Origin of the sequence: Amycolatopsis sp. NPDC051903, assembly GCF_044452505.1 — a bacterium.
Classification (GTDB): domain Bacteria; phylum Actinomycetota; class Actinomycetes; order Mycobacteriales; family Pseudonocardiaceae; genus Amycolatopsis.
In genome coordinates this window covers 83,571-99,771 of sequence record NZ_JBITBT010000022.1, presented here as the reverse complement: position 1 = coordinate 99,771, position 16,201 = coordinate 83,571, and the positions used below count along the sequence as shown (strand labels likewise).

The window sequence follows — 16,201 nt, the reverse complement described above, 5'->3', positions numbered from 1 at the left end:
GCACGGCGCGAGCCGGGTCCCCGCGCGGGGACCCGGCTCGTCCGCGTTCAGGAGCGGTGGGCGGCCAGGTGCCAGGCCGGGGCCTGGACGTGGCCCTGCGCGTCGGTCTCCAGGCGGTCGAGGTCGGTGTCGTCCGGGTTGCCCCCGGCGAACTTCCGCACGCTCGCGCCCAGCTCGTCCTGGGTGAACGACGTGGCGTAGCGGGTGGGTTCGAGGCGGTCGATCGTCCAGTCCTTCCCGACGGTCTCGCGCAGGTTGGCCTCGCTGATCCGGAACGGCCCGGGGAACGATTCCGGCACCGCTTCGGAGAAGCAGAACAGGTGCAGCCGGGCACCCGGCCGGGTCGCGCGCGTCAAGGCGGCGAGGTACTCGTGCCGCTGCGGTTCGGTCAGGCAGTGGTAGAGCGCGCTGTCGAGGACCGTGTCGAAGCGGCCTTCCCAGCCTTCGAGCTTCGTCGCGTCGGCAACGGCGAACGTCACGTCGACACCCTTCGCGGCGGCGCGGGCACGGGCCTGCTCGAGCGCGGACGGCGCGCCGTCCAGCCCGGTGACGGGCAGCCCGCGCGAGGCGAGGAACGCGGCGTTGTCCCCGAGCCCGCAGCCGATGTCGAGCACCTCGCCGGAGAACTCGCCGGCGTCGGCCAGCGCGACGACCGCGGGTTGCGGCGAGCCGACGTCCCAGGGGATCCGCGGGCCGAGCGGGGTGGTGCCGCGATAGACCTGTTCGAAATCGACGTCTTCGGGGGTAATACCCGGGTTGTTCATCTCCACCGCCTTATTCAACGAACGATGATTTAACTCCATGCTGCGACGGTCCGTGGCCGGCTGTCAACTCGAGGCGACCGCGCGGGAATAGGGCGGCCGCACATCGGGTAGAACGAGGCATGGACTTCGGGATCTCCACGTTCGTGACCGACGAAGGCATCCGCCCCGACGTGCTGGGCGAGGCGATGGAAGAGCGGGGCTTCGACTCGCTGTTCCTGGCCGAGCATTCGCACGTCCCGGTGGACCGGCAGAGCCCGTACCCCGGTGGCGGCGACCTGCCGCGGAAGTACTACCGCACGCTGGACCCGTTCGTCGCCCTCACGGCGGCCGCGGTGAACACGTCGGAGCTCGTGCTCGGTACGGGCATCGCGTTGCTGATCCAGCGCGACCTGATCCACACGGCCAAGGAGGTCGCGTCGCTCGACCTGGTGTCGCGCGGACGGGTGGCGTTCGGCGTCGGCGTGGGCTGGAACCGCGAGGAGATGGCGAACCACGGCACCGACCCGAAGACCCGCGGCGCGCTGATCGACGAGCAGCTCCAGGCGCTCAAGGCGATCTGGACCCAGGACGAGGCCGAGTTCCACGGCAAGCACGTGGACTTCGACCCGATCTTCGCGTGGCCCAAGCCGGTGCAGACCCCGCACCCGCCGATCTACGTCGGGGGTGAGAGTCCCGCCGCGCTCAAGCGCCTGGCCGCCTACGGCGACGCGTGGCTGCCGCGGCAGCAGACCCCGAGCGAGGAGATCCGCCGGGTGCGCGAGTGGCTGGCCGAGCAGGGTCGCACCGACGTGCCGTTCACCGTTTTCGGTGGTGCGGCCGACGCCGACGCGGTCAAACGCTTCGCCGAGGCCGGCGTGGAGCGGTACACGTTCATGCTGCCGACGCTGCCCGAGGCCGAGACGCTGAGCGCGCTCGACGACCTCGCCCGGCTCGCGGCGGACCACCGGTGAACCGTGGTTCGATGACCGCATGAGGTTCGGGATCTTCAGCTTCGTCACGGACGAAGGAATCCGGCCCGACGCGCTCGCGCGCGGGGTCGAGGAACGCGGGTTCGATTCGCTCTTCGTGGGCGAGCACAGCCACATCCCCGCCGACCGGCGGTCGCCGTACCCGGCCGGTGGCGAGCTGCCGCGGATGTACTACCGGATGTACGACCCGTTCGTGGCGCTGACCGCGGCGGCCTCGGTGACGTCGACGTTGCTGCTGGGCACCGGCGTCGCCCTGCTCGCGCAGCGCGACCCGATCCAGACCGCGAAGGAGGTCGCCTCGCTCGACCACTTCTCGGGCGGGCGGGTGCTCTTCGGCGTCGGCGCGGGCTGGAACCTCGAGGAGATGCGCGACCACGGCACCGACCCGGACACCCGGGGCCGGCTGCTCGACGAGCGGCTCGACGCGGTGAAGCAGCTGTGGACCGCGGAAGAGGCCACCTTCCACGGTGAGTTCACGAACTTCGACCGCGCCGTCGCGCACCCGAAGCCGGTGCAGGCGCCGCACCCGCCGATCTACATCGGGGGCAACAGCAAGTACGCGGCTCGGCGCGCGGGCCGGCACGGCGGCGTGTGGATGCCGAACTCCGTGGTCGTGCCCGAGCGCGTCGGGAAGCTGATGGCCCTGCGCGACGAGGTGGCACCGGGCACCCCGGTGTCGGTGTTCGCGGTGGGCACCAAGAACGAGGCTCTGCTGGAGGCCTACGTGGCGGCGGGCGTGGAGCGCATCACGATCCTGCTCGGCACGCGGCCCGAAGCGGAGACCCTGAGCAGGCTCGACGCCCTGGTGAAGGTCGTCGAAAAGTACCGGTGAAGGAGCGGAAATCGCGTGAGTGACGTGCAAATCGGCCTGGCGGCTGCGCTGGAGCAGTTCTCGCCGCGTGAGTCGATCAGGCTGGCGAAGGCGGCCGAGGAGCGGGGTTTCTCGGGGCAGATGGCGGCGGATCACTTCCAGCCGTGGGTGCCGCAGCAGGGTGAGGCGTCGTTCGTGTGGAGCGTGCTCGCATCGCTGGCCGAGAACACCACCGGTGACCTCGGGCCCGGGGTGACGTGCCCGTCGTTCCGGTTGCACCCGGCGATGGTCGCCCAGGCGGCGGCGACGCTGGAAGCGACGTACCCGGGCCGCACGTGGCTGGGCATCGGGTCGGGGGAGGCGCTCAACGAGCACATCATCGGCGGCTACTGGCCCGAGGCCCCGGAGCGGGTGCGGCGGATGTTCGAGGCGCTGGAGGTGATCCGGAAGCTGTTCACCGGCAAGGACGTCAAGCACAACGGCGAGTTCTTCAAGCTGCACACCACGCGCCTGTGGACGCTGCCGGACACCCCGCCGCCGGTGTACATCGCCTCGGCCGGTCCGTACACCTCGCGCAAGACCGGGGAGCTGGCCGACGGGCTGATCACGCCGGGTGCGTCGATCGACAAGCTCGCCGGGATCCTGGAGAACTTCAACGCCGGGGCGAAGAAGGCCGGCAAGAACGGCGACGAGATGCCGAAGCTGCTGCAGGTGCACCTGTCGTGGGCCGAGGACGAGCAGGACGCGTGGGACAACGCGATGGACCAGTGGCCCAACGGGGGCATGAAGTTCCCCAAGGCCGACATCCGCTCGCCGTTCGACTTCGCGCAGATGGCGAAACTGGTGCGGCGCGAGGACTTCGAGGGCCGCATGGTCATCTCGTCCGACCCCGACGTGCACCGCGCCTCGCTGCAGAAGTACATCGACGCCGGCTTCAACCGCATCTACATCCACAACGTCGGCCGCAACCAGGACCAGTTCCTGGACGTGTTCGGCTCCCAGGTTCTGCCGAAGCTCACCGCCTGAACTGCTCGCGGGGCAAGTGGGGTCCGCTCGCGCGGGCTCTACTTGTCCAGCAGCAGGTGCACCGACAGCTCCAGCCGGTGCGCGACGTCGGCGGCCGAGGCGCGGCGGGTGACCCACGCGACGAGGTTCGCCATCCACACGTCGGCGATCACGTGGAAGATGTCGCGATCGGACTCCGTGGGTTCGGCGATCCCCATCGCCTGCGCGAACATGTCCTCCATCAGCCTGCCGACGAGTTCGACCTCGGCGGCGGCCGACGTGTCGGCGAACATGAACGCGCGCACCATCGCCTCGGTGAGGTGCGGGTCCCGCTGCATGAGGCGCGTGTTGCGGCCCAGCACGAACATCAGGCGTTCCGCGGGTGTCTCGCCGGGGATCGACGCGCGTTCGAGCTTCTCCTGCGCCCGTTCGAACTGGCGCGCCAGTCCGGACACGAGCAGGTGGATCTTCGACGGGAAGTAGCGGTACAGCGTGCCCAGCGCGACGTCGGCCTTCTCCGCCACCGCGCGCATCTGCACGGCGTCGTAGCCGCCCTTGGAGGCCAGCTGGAGCGTGGCGTCGATGATGCGGCGGCGGCGATCGCGCTGCGCCGCCGACCCGAGCTCGTCGCCGATCGTGCCCAGTCCGGTGCGCGCCTTCGCCGCCGGAGCCTTCGCCTTGCCCGGCATCGGCCATCTCCCGTCTTGCGGAACTCGTTCCAGTTCTGCGTTCAGCGTACCTTCCCTGGCGAAACGTTCAACTTCCGACCCGCTGGCCGAAAAACTGTAACACGTTCTACACTCGCGAGTAGTGTCCCGTCCCGCGAGGAGGCCCGATGGCGGTCGCGCTCACCGGTGAACAGGCGGCGCTGGCCGCCGCGATCCACGACTGGGCGAAGGCCCACGACCCCGTCGCGGCCGTGCGCGCGGCCGAGGACACCGGGGCCGTGGTGCCCGGCAGCTTCGCCGGCCTCGGGTTGCTTGGCGTCGCATTGCCGCCTTCGACCGGCGGCGCCGGCGGCAGCGTCGCCGATCTGGCCGCGGGCCTCGCGGCGGCGGCCGAGGCGCTGGTGCCCGGTCCAGTGCTGAGCACGGCGCTGGCCGGGCTCGCGCTCGCGGACCACGGCGGTGCGCTGGTCGAGTCCATCGCCGACGGGAGCGCGTGCGTGGCCGTGCTGCTCGAAGCGCCGTGCGCCGACGGGTTCCTCCACGGCGAGGCCGCGCCCGTGCCGGGGGCCGGCGCGGCGGCGTGGCTGCTCGTCCCGGTGCCCGGTGGCCACGTGCTGCTGCCGCCGGGTGCGGCCGGCGTGCACGTGGAACCGTTGGCGCCCTTCGATTTCTCCCGTCCGCTCGCGCGCGTGCGTTTCGACCGAGTGCCGGTGGCCGACGTCCTGGAGCTGCCTGACGTCCGGGACCTCGCGGCCACGCTCGCCGTCGCGGAGGCGGCCGGGGTCGCGCGCTGGTGCCTGACCACCGCCGTCGAGTACGCGAAGGTGCGCGAGCAGTTCGGCCAGGTGATCGGCGGGTTCCAGGCCGTGAAGCACCTGTGCGCCGAGATGCTCTGCCGCACGGAGGCGGCGGAAGCGCTGGCGTGGGACGCGGCCAGGGCGGCGCGCGGGCCGCAGCACGCGACGGCGGTCGCGAGCGCTGCCGCAGTGGTGCTCGACGCGGCGGTGGCCACCGCGAAGGACTGCATCCAGGTGCTCGGCGGCATCGGGTTCACCTGGGAGCACCCCGCGCACCTGTACCTGCGGCGAGCGCTCGCGCTGCGGCACTGGCTCGGCGGTTCGGCGCGCTGGCGGCAGCGCGCGGCCGGCCTCGCGCTGGCGGGGGAGCGGCGCACGCTCGACGTGGACGTCGACGGCTCGCCCGAGCTCACCGCGCTCGTGCGGGAGATCGGGCAGCTGCCGGAAGACCGCCGGCGCGGTGCGCTCGCCGACGCGGGACTGCTGGCGCCGCACTGGCCCGAGCCGTACGGCCGCGGCGCCGGGCCCGCCGAGCAGCTGCGCATCGACGCGGCCCTCGCCGACGCCGGCGTGCGGCGGCCGGACCTGGTGATCGGCGCGTGGGCCGCGCCGACGATCCTCGCGCACGGCACGGCCGAGCAGTGCGAGCGGTTCATCGGCCCGACGTTGCGCGGTGAACTCGTCTGGTGCCAGCTGTTCTCCGAACCCGGCGCCGGTTCGGACCTGGCTTCGCTGCGCACCGCGGCCCGGCGCGTCGACGGCGGCTGGCGGCTCACCGGGCAGAAGGTGTGGACCTCGCTCGCGCACGAGGCCGACCGCGCGATCTGCCTCGCGCGCACCGACCCGGACGCGCCCAAGCACAAGGGCATCACCTACTTCCTCGTGGACATGCGCTCGCCCGGTATCACCACCCGCCCGCTGCGCGAGATCACCGGCGCGAGCGTGTTCAACGAGGTCTTCCTGGACGACGTCTTCGTCCCCGACGCCGACGTGGTCGGCGAACCGGGCGCCGGCTGGCGGCTCGCGCGCACGACCCTCGCCGGCGAACGCGTGGCCCTCGGCAAGGGCTCCGCGGCGGGGGAAGGCGTGGAAGCGCTCGTCACGGGCCCCGGCCCGAACCTCGCCGAGGCGGACCGCGAACGCCTCGGCGCGCTGATCGGCTCCGGCAGCGCCTGCTCGGTCCTCGACCTGCGAGCGACGCTGCGCCGCCTCGACGGCCAGGGCCCGGGCGCGGAGTCGTCCGTCGCGAAGCTGCTGGGAGTGCGCCACCGGCAGGACGTCGCGGAGTTCGCGCTCGAGCTGAACCCCGCCCTGCTCCCCGACGACCCGACGTCGCACGAGTTCCTGCTCACGCGTTGCCTGTCCATCGCGGGCGGCACGACGCAGGTGCTGCTGTCGGCCGTGGCGGAGCGGGTGCTGGGCCTGCCGCGCTGAGCCGCCGGTGCTCTCGCAGGTTCGAGTGAGGGGTCTTGAGGAGCCGACGCGAGTCGGGCGTGTGAGCAGGTTCGACACCGGCCTGTTCCGGTGCGCCTGCCCCCGGCGAGTTCCTGCTCACGCGCTGCCTGTCCATCGCGGGCGGCACGACGTAGGTGCTGCTGTCGGCCGTGGCGGAGCGGGTGCTGGGTCTGCCGGGCTGAGCCGGCAGCGGACGAGAGCCGGTGGTGTGGTTGCTCCGACTTCGCAGGTTCGAGTGAGGGGACTTGAGGAGCCGACGCGAGTCGGGCGTGTGAACAGGTTCGACACCGGCCGGTCCCGGTGCGCCTGCCCCCGGCGAGTTCCTGCTCACGCGCTGCCTGTCGATCGCGGGCGGCACGACGCAGGTGCTGCTGTCGGCCGTGGCGGAGCGGGTGCTGGGCCTGCCGCGCTGAGCCGGTTGTCGTACCCCTGGCCTACGGTGCTGGTCGTGGAGTTCGGCGCACACACCCAGGCCACCTACCTCCCCTCGGATCCGCCGCGGGAGGGCGTGCTCGCGCTCTGGGGCGACGAGGTCGCGGGGGACACCGCGATCGAGCTCGTGCTGCCCGGCGGCGGGAAGTTCACGCGCACGAAGGTGTCGGCGCGGCTCGTGCCGCTCGCGCGGGCGATCCCGCGGCTGCTGGTGGTGCCCGACGACGCCAGCCCGGCCGTCGCGGCGTGGTCGGCGGCGGTGAACGCCGGGGTGAACCTCGTGGCGCGCGGCCGGTTGCGGCCCGCGCTCACGCCCGGCGGCGTCGGTTCGTGGCGCGTGGGCCCGCTCGACGCGGCCGACGAGGAGCTGCTGCGCGGGCTGGCTTCGGCGCTGCCGCCGGAGGCGCACGCGCTTCCGCTGTCGGGGGTGAAGCGGATCCGGCTGCACTCGCCCGAGTCGCTGGTGCGGGCGTTGTGGGACGCGGCGGCCGACGTGCTCGTACGCAGCCCGGCCGCGTCCGTCGGGGCGGGCGGGCCGGCGTTCGCGGCGGCGGAGCCCACGCTGATCGGGCCGGACGGCGCGGCGTGGCTCACCGAGCTGGAGGCCCGCGGTCCCCACGGCGCGCAGCTGATCCTGCGGATCGAGGTCCGCGACGAGGACCGGTTCGCCGGCGTGCTCGCCGTGCGGTCCGCGCTCGAGCCGAGCCTGGTCGTCGAAGCCGCGACGCTGTGGGACGCGCCCGACGCCGTGCTGGAGCGGCTCGGCGACCAGGTGGAGACGCAGCTGCTGCTCGGCCTGCGCCGCGGCGCGCGGGCGTGGCCACCGCTCGGGCGCGTGCTCGCGGAAGCCGCGCCGACGGAGCTCGCGCTGACCGACGACGACGTCGTGGACCTGCTCGGCGAAGGCGGCCGCGAACTCGGCGGCGCGGGCATCGAAGTGCTGTGGCCCAAAGACCTCTTCGCCGGCGAGATCCGCGCGAAGGCCGGCGCGACGCAAACGCCGGCGAGCGAGGCGGGGCCGGCTTTCCCGTTGACGGAATTGCTGGAGTTCCGCTGGCGCCTGTCACTCGGCGGCGCCGAGCTGACCGACGACGAGGTGGCCGCGCTGGCCGAGGCCAAGCGGCCGCTGGTGCGCCTGCGCGGCCAGTGGGTGAAGCTCGACCCGGGCCTGCTCGCACGGGTGCGGGCCCGGCGCGACCGCAAGCTCACGGGTGCCGAGGCGCTGGCCGCGGCGCTCACGGGCGAGCTGGAGCTGGACGGGGAACGCGTCGAGTTCGCCGCGCAGCCCGCGCTCGCCGGGCTGGTGGAGCGGTTGCGCTCGCGCGCCCCCGAACCGCCCGCGGCGCCCGCCGGGCTCGAGGCGACCCTGCGGCCGTACCAGCTCGCGGGCGTCGGCTGGCTCGCGACGATGACGGAGCTCGGCCTCGGCGCGTGCCTGGCCGACGACATGGGTCTGGGCAAGACCATCCAGCTCATCGCGCTGCACCTGCACCGGCGCCCGCTCGGCGCCGGGCCGACGCTCGTGGTCTGCCCGACCTCACTGCTGGGCAACTGGGAGCGCGAGTTCGCGAAGTTCGCGCCCGGCGTGCGCGTGCGCCGCTTCCACGGCGGCGGCCGGCACCTCGCCGACCTGGTGCCCGACGAGGTCGTGCTCGCCACGTACGGCGTGGTGCGCCGCGACCGCGCGACGCTGTCCGAAGTGGACTGGGGAATCGTCGCCGCCGATGAGGCGCAGCACGTGAAGAACCCGTTGTCCGCCACGGCGAAGGAGCTGCGGAAGGTGCCGGCCGCGGCGCGCGTGGCGCTCACCGGCACGCCGGTGGAGAACCGGCTCACGGAGCTGTGGTCGTTGCTGGACTGGACCACGCCGGGCCTGCTCGGCCCGCTCGACCGGTTCCGCCGCACGGTCGCGCGGCCGATCGAACGCGACCGGAACAAGGCCGCCACCGACCGGCTGGCGACGACCGTGCGCCCGTTTCTGTTGCGGCGCCGCAAAACCGACCCGGACATCGCGCCGGAGCTGCCGCGCAAGACCGAGACGGACCGGTTCGTGCCGCTCACCGCGGAGCAGACCACGCTGTACGAGGCCGTGGTGCGCGAGAACCTGGCGCAGATCCGCGAGGCCCAGGGCGTGCAGCGGCGCGGGCAGGTGCTCAAGCTGCTCACCGAGCTCAAGCAGATCTGCAACCACCCGGCCCAGTTCCTCAAGGAGGGCGGCGGCGTCCTCAGTGGACGGTCGGGCAAGCTCGCCGCGTTCGAGGAGCTGCTCGACGTGATCCTCGACGAGGGCGACAGCGTGCTGGTGTTCAGCCAGTACGTGCGGCTGTGCCGGCTGCTGGAGCGCCGGCTCACCGAGCGCGGGCTGCCCGTCGCCCTGCTCTCGGGTGAGGTCGGGCCGAGGCGGCGCGACGAGCTCGTGGCGTCGTTCCAGTCCGGTGAGGTGCCGGTGTTCCTGCTGTCGCTCAAGGCCGGCGGCGTCGGGCTCAACCTGACGCGGGCGACGCACGTGATCCACTACGACCGCTGGTGGAACCCGGCTGTGGAGGACCAGGCGACCGACCGCGCGTACCGGATCGGGCAGGACCGGCCCGTGCAGGTCCACCGGCTCATCGCCGAGGGCACGCTGGAGGAGCGGATCGCCGCCGTGCTGGAGTCGAAGCGGGGGCTGGCCGACGCCGTGGTGGGCGCGGGCGAGGACTGGATCACGGAGCTGTCCGACGACGAGCTCGCCGACCTCGTTCGGCTCGGCGGTGGGTGATGCCGCCGCGGCGGACGTTCGGCACCACGTGGTGGGGCCGGGCGTGGGTGGAGGCCTTGGAGCAACGCGCGAGCGTGGACCCGAACCGGTTGCCGCGCGGGCGCACGTACGCGCGCAAGGGCACGGTGAGCGAGCTCGCCGTCGGCCCGGGTGAACTGACCGCGCGCGTGCGGGGGAGCCGTCCGGAGCCGTACCGGGTGACGATCCGGATGCGCGAGTTCACGCCCGAGCAGTGGAGCCGGCTGCTCGACGTCGTCGGTCGCCGGCTGGGCCACACCGCGGCGCTGCTGGACGGCGAGCTGCCCGAGGAGCTGGCGGCCCAGGCCCGCGAGGCCGGTGCCGACCTGCTGCCCGGTCCGGGTGACCTGCGGCCGCGCTGCTCGTGCCCGGATTCGGCGAACCCGTGCAAGCACGTCGCCGCCGTGTACTACCTGGTGGCCGACGAGGTCGACGCCGACCCGTTCGTGCTGTTCAAGCTCCGCGGCCGCCCGCGCGACGAGGTGCTCACCACGCTGCGCAGCCTGCGGACGCCGGACCGGCCGAAGCGCACGCGCGTGCGCGACCCCGGGCTGACGCCGAAACGCGCGTACTCGCGCCGCGTCACGGCCGTGCCCGCGCTGCCGCCGGTGCCCGACGTCGCCGGCCCGCCGGCCGTGCTCGACCTCGATCCGCCGGCGAGCACGGGTTGGACCTCGGAGAGCCTGGTGGGGCTCGCCGCCGACGCCGCGGCGTGGGCGCGCGACCTCCTGGTGTCGGGCGGCGCCGCGGCGGAGCTGACGTTCGAGGAAGACCTCGCGCGCCGCGCCGCCGCGCGGCCGGCGGTCGAGCGGCCGCGGCTGGCCGCCGAGACCGGGCTTTCGGTCGCGGACCTCACCGCGTGGGCGCAAGCCTGGGCCGAGGCGGGTCGCGGGGGCCTGGCGGCGCTGCGCGACACGTGGTCACCGGGGCCGGGGCCGCTCGCGGAAGCCCGCGCGTGCCTGGCGGACTCGGGGGCCGCGGACACCACGGCCACGTGGCGCAACCGCATTACCCAGGGGTCCCTGCAACTGCGCTACGGACGCGACCACCGGTGGTACCGCTTCGTCCGCGCGGGTTCGGCCTGGCGCCTGGACGGACCGCCGTCGGCGCAACCGCTCGACGTCGCCTATCCGCCGGAGTGACCCGGCTCGTCACCGGTGCCGCGCAGCTCGACGCAGCACCCGCCGTGGCGCGGGGTCACGAGCACGGCGTCGACGTTCGGTACCTCCAGGCCGGCGAGGATGCCGCTGAGGAAGGCCTTGTTGATGCCGCACACGAGCTCGGGCTGCTTGCCGCCGAGCGGGTGGAACGGGCAGTTGCGCAACCGCACGCGTGCGGGTGTTTCGCGGTTCGGCTCGAAGCCGTGCCGGGCCAGGACGGTTTCGGTGAGCGTGAGGCCGCGTTCGGTGCCCAGGCGGCCCGGGCGCAGCTCTTCGCGTTCCGCGGCGCCGAGGTCCGCACCGTGGGAGGCGGCCACGCGCCGGGCGGCGTCGCGGGCCGGTTCGCCTTCGGTCTCGGTCGCGACGGCCTCGAGCAGGATGTCGGCGAGCACGGCGTGGCGGCGCGGCGGGATGCTGACGGCGAAGTCGGTTTCCGCGGGCTCGTAGACCTTCGGCGTGCGGCCGACCTTGCGGATCCCGCCGACGGCTTCGTACCGCGAGCGCAGCAGGCCGGCCGCCACGAGCTTGTCGAGGTGGAACGCGGCGAGCTTGCGCGAGATGCCGACCGACGCGGCCGCCTCGTCGCGCGTGACGGGACGCCCCGCGGCGCGGATGAACGCGTACATCCCGCGACGCAGGTCCTCCTCCAGCGCGGCCACCGCCTTGATGGCGGGCGTGGCGGGCTCAGTCGTCACATCTCCACGATAACGCCCATGAGGGTACCCACAAGCAGCAACCTGTGGTGTTGACCTGCTCACCTTGACCAGTCCCCAGAATAAGACCAATAATCATGTGCGAAAACTCGTCGAACCCCGAGGTGTCCCCATGCGCTCCGGCCCCGCTCTCCGCGTCGTGCACGAACCCGATCCCGGCATCGACCTGGACGCCGCCACGCGCGCCGCGGGCGACTTCCTCAAGGCACTGGGCGTCGCCTTGGACTCCGAGAGCCTGCAGGGCACCCCCGCACGCATGGCGCGCGCGTACGCGGAGCTGTTCACGCCGCGCTCGTTCGACCTCACCACGTTCCCCAACGACGAGGGCTACGACGAACTCGTGCTCGCCCGCGACATCCCCGTCCGGTCGGTGTGCGAGCACCACCTGCTGCCGTTCACCGGGGTCGCGCACGTCGGCTACCTGCCCGGCGACCGCATCCTCGGGCTGTCGAAGCTCGCCCGCGTCGTCGAGCACTTCGCGTGCCGGCCGCAGGTGCAGGAGCGGCTCACCAAGCAGGTCGCCGGCTGGCTGGCCGAGCAGCTGAGCCCCAAGGGTGTCGGTGTCGTCATCGAGGCCGAGCACACGTGCATGACGTTGCGTGGCGTCCAGGCCACCGGTTCGAGCACCGTGACCTCGACACTGCTGGGCACCTTGCGGGAGGATGCACGTTCCCGCCAGGAGTTCTTCGCACTGACCGGTGTGAACGCATAGCGGAGGTGTTCCCCTTGCCAGAGCAAGGTTTTGTCATCGTCGGCGCGGGCTTGGCCGGCGCCAAGGCCGCGGAGGCGCTCCGGGCGAGCGGGTTCGCCGGGCGCGTGACGCTCATCGGAGATGAACCCGACCGCCCGTACGAGCGGCCGCCGTTGTCCAAGGAGTTCCTCGCCGGCAAGGCCGAGCGCGACAGCGTGTTCGTCCACGACGGGGGCTGGTACGCCGAGCACGACGTCGACCTGCGACTCGGGGTGACGGCGACCGAGCTCGACCGGGCCGCGAAGCTCGTGCGCCTCGACGGGGGTGAGACCGTGGGCTACGACAAGCTGCTGCTGACCACCGGGTCGAGCCCGCGCCGCCTGCCGATCCCGGGGTCCGACGCGCAGGGCGTGCACTACCTGCGCCGCCTCGCCGATTCCGTGCGCCTGAAGGAGACATTGACGGCCGGCACGCGCCTGGCCGTGATCGGCGCCGGCTGGATCGGCCTGGAGGTCGCGGCGGCCGCGCGGGAAGCCGGCGCCGAGGTGACCGTGCTCGAAGTGGCCGAGCTGCCGCTGCTGAACGTGCTCGGCCGCGAGGTCGCCACCGTGTTCGCCGACCTGCACCGCGCCCACGGCGTGGACCTGCGGCTGAGCGTGGTGGTCGACGAGATCACCACCGAGGGCGGCAAGGCCACCGGCGTCCGCCTCGACGACGGCACGGTCGTCCCGGCCGACGCGGTGCTGGTCGCCGTCGGCGCCGCGCCGAACGTGGGCCTCGCGCAGGCGGCGGGCCTGACCGTCGACGACGGCGTGGTGGTGGACGCTTCGCTGCGGTCCTCCGACCCGGACGTCTTCGCGGCCGGCGACATCGCGTCCGCGTTGCACCCGCTGTTCGGCGAGCACTTGCGCGTGGAGCACTGGGCCAACGCGCTCAACCAGCCCGCCGTCGCGGCCGCCGTCATGACCGGCCAGGACGAGACGTACGACGAGCTGCCGTACTTCTTCACCGACCAGTACGACCTGGGCATGGAGTACCACGGCCACGTCATCCCGGGCGGCTACGACCGGGTCGTCTTCCGCGGTGACGTCGAAGCCCGCGAGTTCATCGCGTTCTGGCTCCTCGAGGGCCGGGTGCTGGCGGGCATGAACGTGAACGTCTGGGACGTCGGCGACCAGCTCAAGGCCCTGATCCGGGCGGAAGGCCCGATCGACGCCGACCGGCTGGCCGACCCGAACGCACCGCTGGAACCCTGATTCACCGATCCGCGGCGGCCCACGTGCGGTAGGTGTGGTCGAGGAACCGCTCCACTCCCCGGACCACGTGGGCGCTGCGGATCGAGGGGAACACGTCGAACGCGTGCTGCGCGCCGGCGAGTTCCGCGTACGCGACGGGCTGCTTCGACACCGCGCGCAGCCGTCGCACGAATTCGCGCGCTTCCCCCACCGGCACCAGCGAGTCGTTGCGGCCGTGGATGACGAAGAACGGGGGAGCATCGGCGGAGACGCGGTCCAGCGGCGACGCGGCGACGTAGTCCTCGAGGAACCGCACCGGGTCGCGGTCGGGGGAGAAGACGCGGCGGGCCAGCAGGCTCTCCAGCCGGTAGCGGCTCTCTTCCGCGCCGCTGGTGGCGGCGATGTCGTACACGCCGTAGTGCGGCACGCAGGCTTGCACGCTCGTGTCCGCGTCGGCGAAGCCAGGCTGCAGCGCCGGGTCGTTCTGGCTCAACGCGAGCAGCGCGGCGAGGTGCCCACCGGCCGAGCCGCCGGTGACCGCGACGAACCCCGGGTCGCCGCCGTAGGAGGCGATGTTCCCGCGGATCCACGCCAGCGCGCGCTTCGCGGCGACGACGTGCGCGGGCCAGCGGTTCGCGGGCGCGAGCGGGTAGTTGATGGCGACGCACACCCAGCCGCGGCGGGCGAGGTGGCGCATGAGGGGCTGGCCCTGCTCGTCCTTGTTCCCGATCGTCCACGCGCCCCCGTGGATCTGCAGCAGCACCGGCGCGCCGGTCACGGGTTTCGCCGGCCGGAAGACGTCGAGCAGGAACCGCTTGCCGCCCTCGGCGTACGGGAGGTTCCGCTCGCGCACCACCTCTGGGTCGCGAGTGCGGAAGGGCAGCGCCAGCTGACCCCACGGCGTCGCCAGGTCTTTCGGGCTCGGCGGGTGCGTCAGGCGCTGCGAGTAGCCCGGCCCGAGCGCCTCGTTCAGCGCCGATTCGACCTCGCCGCGGGCCTTCCGCGCCGTCGAGATCAGCGAACCCAGCCCGACGGCCGACAGCGCGGTGAGCGCCAGTCCGGCCTTCGTGCCGCGTGCGCGCAGGCCGTGGCGCGCGACGTGCTGCACGGCGTCGGCGACGGTGAGCGCGAGCAGGTGCGGGGCCAGCTCGTCGGTGAGCCAGGCGGCGAAGAACACGGGGATGGACGAGGAGCGGCGGCGGGGCGGGCGCAGGGCGACGGCGGTGAGCCCGAGCTGCACTGCCCGCCGGGCCGGGAAGGCGGGTTTCACCTGCTCGATGCTACCGCCGGGTACGGCCCGGGCGCCGGTTCTGGCTTACGCTGGCGGCATGCAACGACTGAGCGGGCTGGACGCGAGTTTCCTCTACCTGGAGACCCCGGCACAGGTCTTGCACGTCTGCGGCCTGCTCACGCTCGACGGCTCCACGATCCCCGGCGGTTACTCGTTCGCCGAACTCAAGCGCCGCCTCGCGGAACGCGTCGCGCTGATCCCGGAATTCCGCCGCAAACTGCACAATCCACTCTGGAACCTCAGCCACCCCGTGTGGGTCGAGGACGAGGACTTCGACCTCGACAACCACGTGCACCGCATCGGCGTGCCGTCGCCGGGTGACGACCGCGAGCTCGCCGAGCTGTGCGCGCACATCGCGGGCCAGCAGCTCGACCGTTCGCACCCGCTGTGGCAGTTCTACGTGATCGAAGGCTTGCGGGGCGGCGGCATCGCGGTGCTCATCAAGATGCACCACGCGAGCATCGACGGCGTCGGCGGCGCCAGCCTGATCACCTACCTCGCCGGCCTGGAGCCCGAAGCCCCGTTGCCCGAGATCCCGCAGGAAGAACGGCACAACAGCGGCCTGCCCACGCGCGTCGAAATCCTCCGCGAAAGCCTGCACGGCCTCTCGCAACGCCCGTTCGAGCTGGCGCGCCTGCTGCCCGAGCTGGTGGAGCTCGTGCCTCGCTGGCTGGGCAAGGCGGTGCGCGGCAAGGGGATGCCGGTGCCGTTCACCGCGCCGCGCACTTCGCTCAACGGCACGATCACCGGCCACCGCTCGGTCGCGTTCGCTCAGGTCGACCTCGCGGACGTCAAGCTCGTGAAGAACGCCTTCGGGGTCACGGTGAACGACGTGGTGCTGGCGCTCGTTTCCGGTGCCCTGCGGCAGTTCCTGCTCGGCCGCGGCGAGCTGCCGGAAGACCCGCTGGTGGCGACGGTGCCGGTGTCCGTGCACGAGCGCACCGAACGCGACCACGGCAGCAACAAGGTGTCGGCGTTCTTCGCGTCGCTGCCCACGCACCTGCCCGACCCCGCGGCCCGCGTGTTCTTCCTGGCCGAGGCCAACCGGCTGTCGAAGGACCACCACTACGACATCGACGCCGACATGCTCGCCGACTGGGCCCAGTTCTCCCCGGCGACGGCCTTCGGCCTGGGCGTGCGCGCGTACTCGGCGCTGCGGCTGGCCGAGCGTCATCCGGTCGTGCACAACCTGATCATCTCCAACGTGCCCGGCCCGCAGCTGCCGCTCTACCTGCTCGGCGCACGCGTCAACGGTCTGTACCCCCTCGGCCCGGTCTTCCACGGCGCCGGTCTCAACATCACGGTCTTCTCCTACAACGGCAAGGTCGGCGTCGGGCTGCTGGGCGCCAAGGAACTCGTGAAGGACCTGTGGCCGCTCGCGGATTCGCTGCCGGAAGCGATGACCGAACTGCTGAAGGCGATGCCCGCCTGAGGT

At 72.8% G+C, this 16,201-nt stretch carries 13 protein-coding genes; 9 read left to right on the top strand and 4 right to left on the bottom strand.

Features of this window, described 5'->3' with window-relative positions; all coding sequences use genetic code 11:
* Positions 1-47: 47 nt before the first annotated feature.
* Positions 48-764, bottom strand: a complete 717-nt coding sequence (locus ACIA77_RS34040; protein WP_395890207.1) for a class I SAM-dependent methyltransferase — start codon at positions 762-764, stop codon at positions 48-50.
* 119 nt (positions 765-883) lie between these two features.
* Between ACIA77_RS34040 and ACIA77_RS34035 the strand changes: the two genes are divergently transcribed.
* From ACIA77_RS34035 to ACIA77_RS34025, 3 genes are read left to right on the top strand one after another with little or no spacing between them, the layout of a single operon-like run.
* Positions 884-1,714: an LLM class F420-dependent oxidoreductase gene (locus ACIA77_RS34035; RefSeq protein ID WP_395890151.1), complete on the top strand. Its 831-nt coding sequence runs from the start codon at positions 884-886 to the stop codon at positions 1,712-1,714.
* 19 nt (positions 1,715-1,733) lie between these two features.
* The gene (locus ACIA77_RS34030; RefSeq protein WP_395890150.1) at positions 1,734-2,564 is read left to right on the top strand and encodes an LLM class F420-dependent oxidoreductase; all 831 of its coding nucleotides are present in this window, start codon (positions 1,734-1,736) and stop codon (positions 2,562-2,564) included.
* Positions 2,565-2,579: 15 nt separating this feature from the next.
* On the top strand, positions 2,580-3,569 hold the full coding sequence (locus tag ACIA77_RS34025) for a TIGR03557 family F420-dependent LLM class oxidoreductase (protein WP_395890149.1): 990 nt from the start codon (positions 2,580-2,582) through the stop codon (positions 3,567-3,569).
* Positions 3,570-3,607: 38 nt separating this feature from the next.
* Here the strand turns inward: ACIA77_RS34025 and kstR are convergent, their stop codons facing one another.
* Complete coding sequence (gene kstR / locus ACIA77_RS34020; RefSeq protein WP_395890148.1) at positions 3,608-4,237, bottom strand: cholesterol catabolism transcriptional regulator KstR; 630 nt, start codon at positions 4,235-4,237, stop codon at positions 3,608-3,610.
* A gap of 146 nt (positions 4,238-4,383) precedes the next feature.
* Here kstR and ACIA77_RS34015 point away from each other — a divergent pair, with 146 nt between their 5' ends.
* From ACIA77_RS34015 to ACIA77_RS34005, 3 genes are all read left to right on the top strand, one after another.
* Positions 4,384-6,447 carry an acyl-CoA dehydrogenase family protein gene (locus tag ACIA77_RS34015; protein WP_395890147.1) on the top strand — a complete coding sequence of 688 codons (2,064 nt, stop codon included), beginning with the start codon at positions 4,384-4,386 and terminating at the stop codon, positions 6,445-6,447.
* 469 nt (positions 6,448-6,916) lie between these two features.
* Positions 6,917-9,658 carry a DEAD/DEAH box helicase gene (locus tag ACIA77_RS34010; protein WP_395890146.1) on the top strand — a complete coding sequence of 914 codons (2,742 nt, stop codon included), beginning with the start codon at positions 6,917-6,919 and terminating at the stop codon, positions 9,656-9,658.
* Positions 9,658-10,818, top strand: coding sequence for an SWIM zinc finger family protein (locus tag ACIA77_RS34005; protein WP_395890145.1), 1,161 nt, complete (start codon positions 9,658-9,660; stop codon positions 10,816-10,818). Before ACIA77_RS34010 ends, ACIA77_RS34005 begins: the two co-directional genes overlap by 1 nt.
* Here ACIA77_RS34005 and ACIA77_RS34000 read toward each other — a convergent pair.
* On the bottom strand, positions 10,803-11,462 hold the full coding sequence (locus ACIA77_RS34000; protein ID WP_395890206.1) for a helix-turn-helix transcriptional regulator: 660 nt from the start codon (positions 11,460-11,462) through the stop codon (positions 10,803-10,805). The two genes, ACIA77_RS34005 and ACIA77_RS34000, sit on opposite strands and share 16 nt — an antisense overlap.
* A gap of 199 nt (positions 11,463-11,661) precedes the next feature.
* Here ACIA77_RS34000 and folE point away from each other — a divergent pair, with 199 nt between their 5' ends.
* The gene (folE, locus tag ACIA77_RS33995) at positions 11,662-12,261 is read left to right on the top strand and encodes a GTP cyclohydrolase I FolE (RefSeq protein WP_395890144.1); all 600 of its coding nucleotides are present in this window, start codon (positions 11,662-11,664) and stop codon (positions 12,259-12,261) included.
* Between the two features lie 14 nt (positions 12,262-12,275).
* Complete coding sequence (locus ACIA77_RS33990; RefSeq protein ID WP_395890143.1) at positions 12,276-13,496, top strand: NAD(P)/FAD-dependent oxidoreductase; 1,221 nt, start codon at positions 12,276-12,278, stop codon at positions 13,494-13,496.
* 1 nt (position 13,497) lies between these two features.
* On the opposite strand, the gene ACIA77_RS33985 is transcribed toward ACIA77_RS33990, so the two are convergent.
* On the bottom strand, positions 13,498-14,745 hold the full coding sequence (locus ACIA77_RS33985; RefSeq protein ID WP_395890142.1) for an alpha/beta hydrolase: 1,248 nt from the start codon (positions 14,743-14,745) through the stop codon (positions 13,498-13,500).
* A 58-nt stretch (positions 14,746-14,803) separates the two neighbouring features.
* On the opposite strand from ACIA77_RS33985, the gene ACIA77_RS33980 reads away from it, so the two are divergent.
* Entirely contained in the window at positions 14,804-16,198 is a 1,395-nt protein-coding gene (locus ACIA77_RS33980; protein ID WP_395890141.1) for a wax ester/triacylglycerol synthase family O-acyltransferase, read from the top strand.
* The last annotated feature ends 3 nt before the right edge of the window (positions 16,199-16,201 follow it).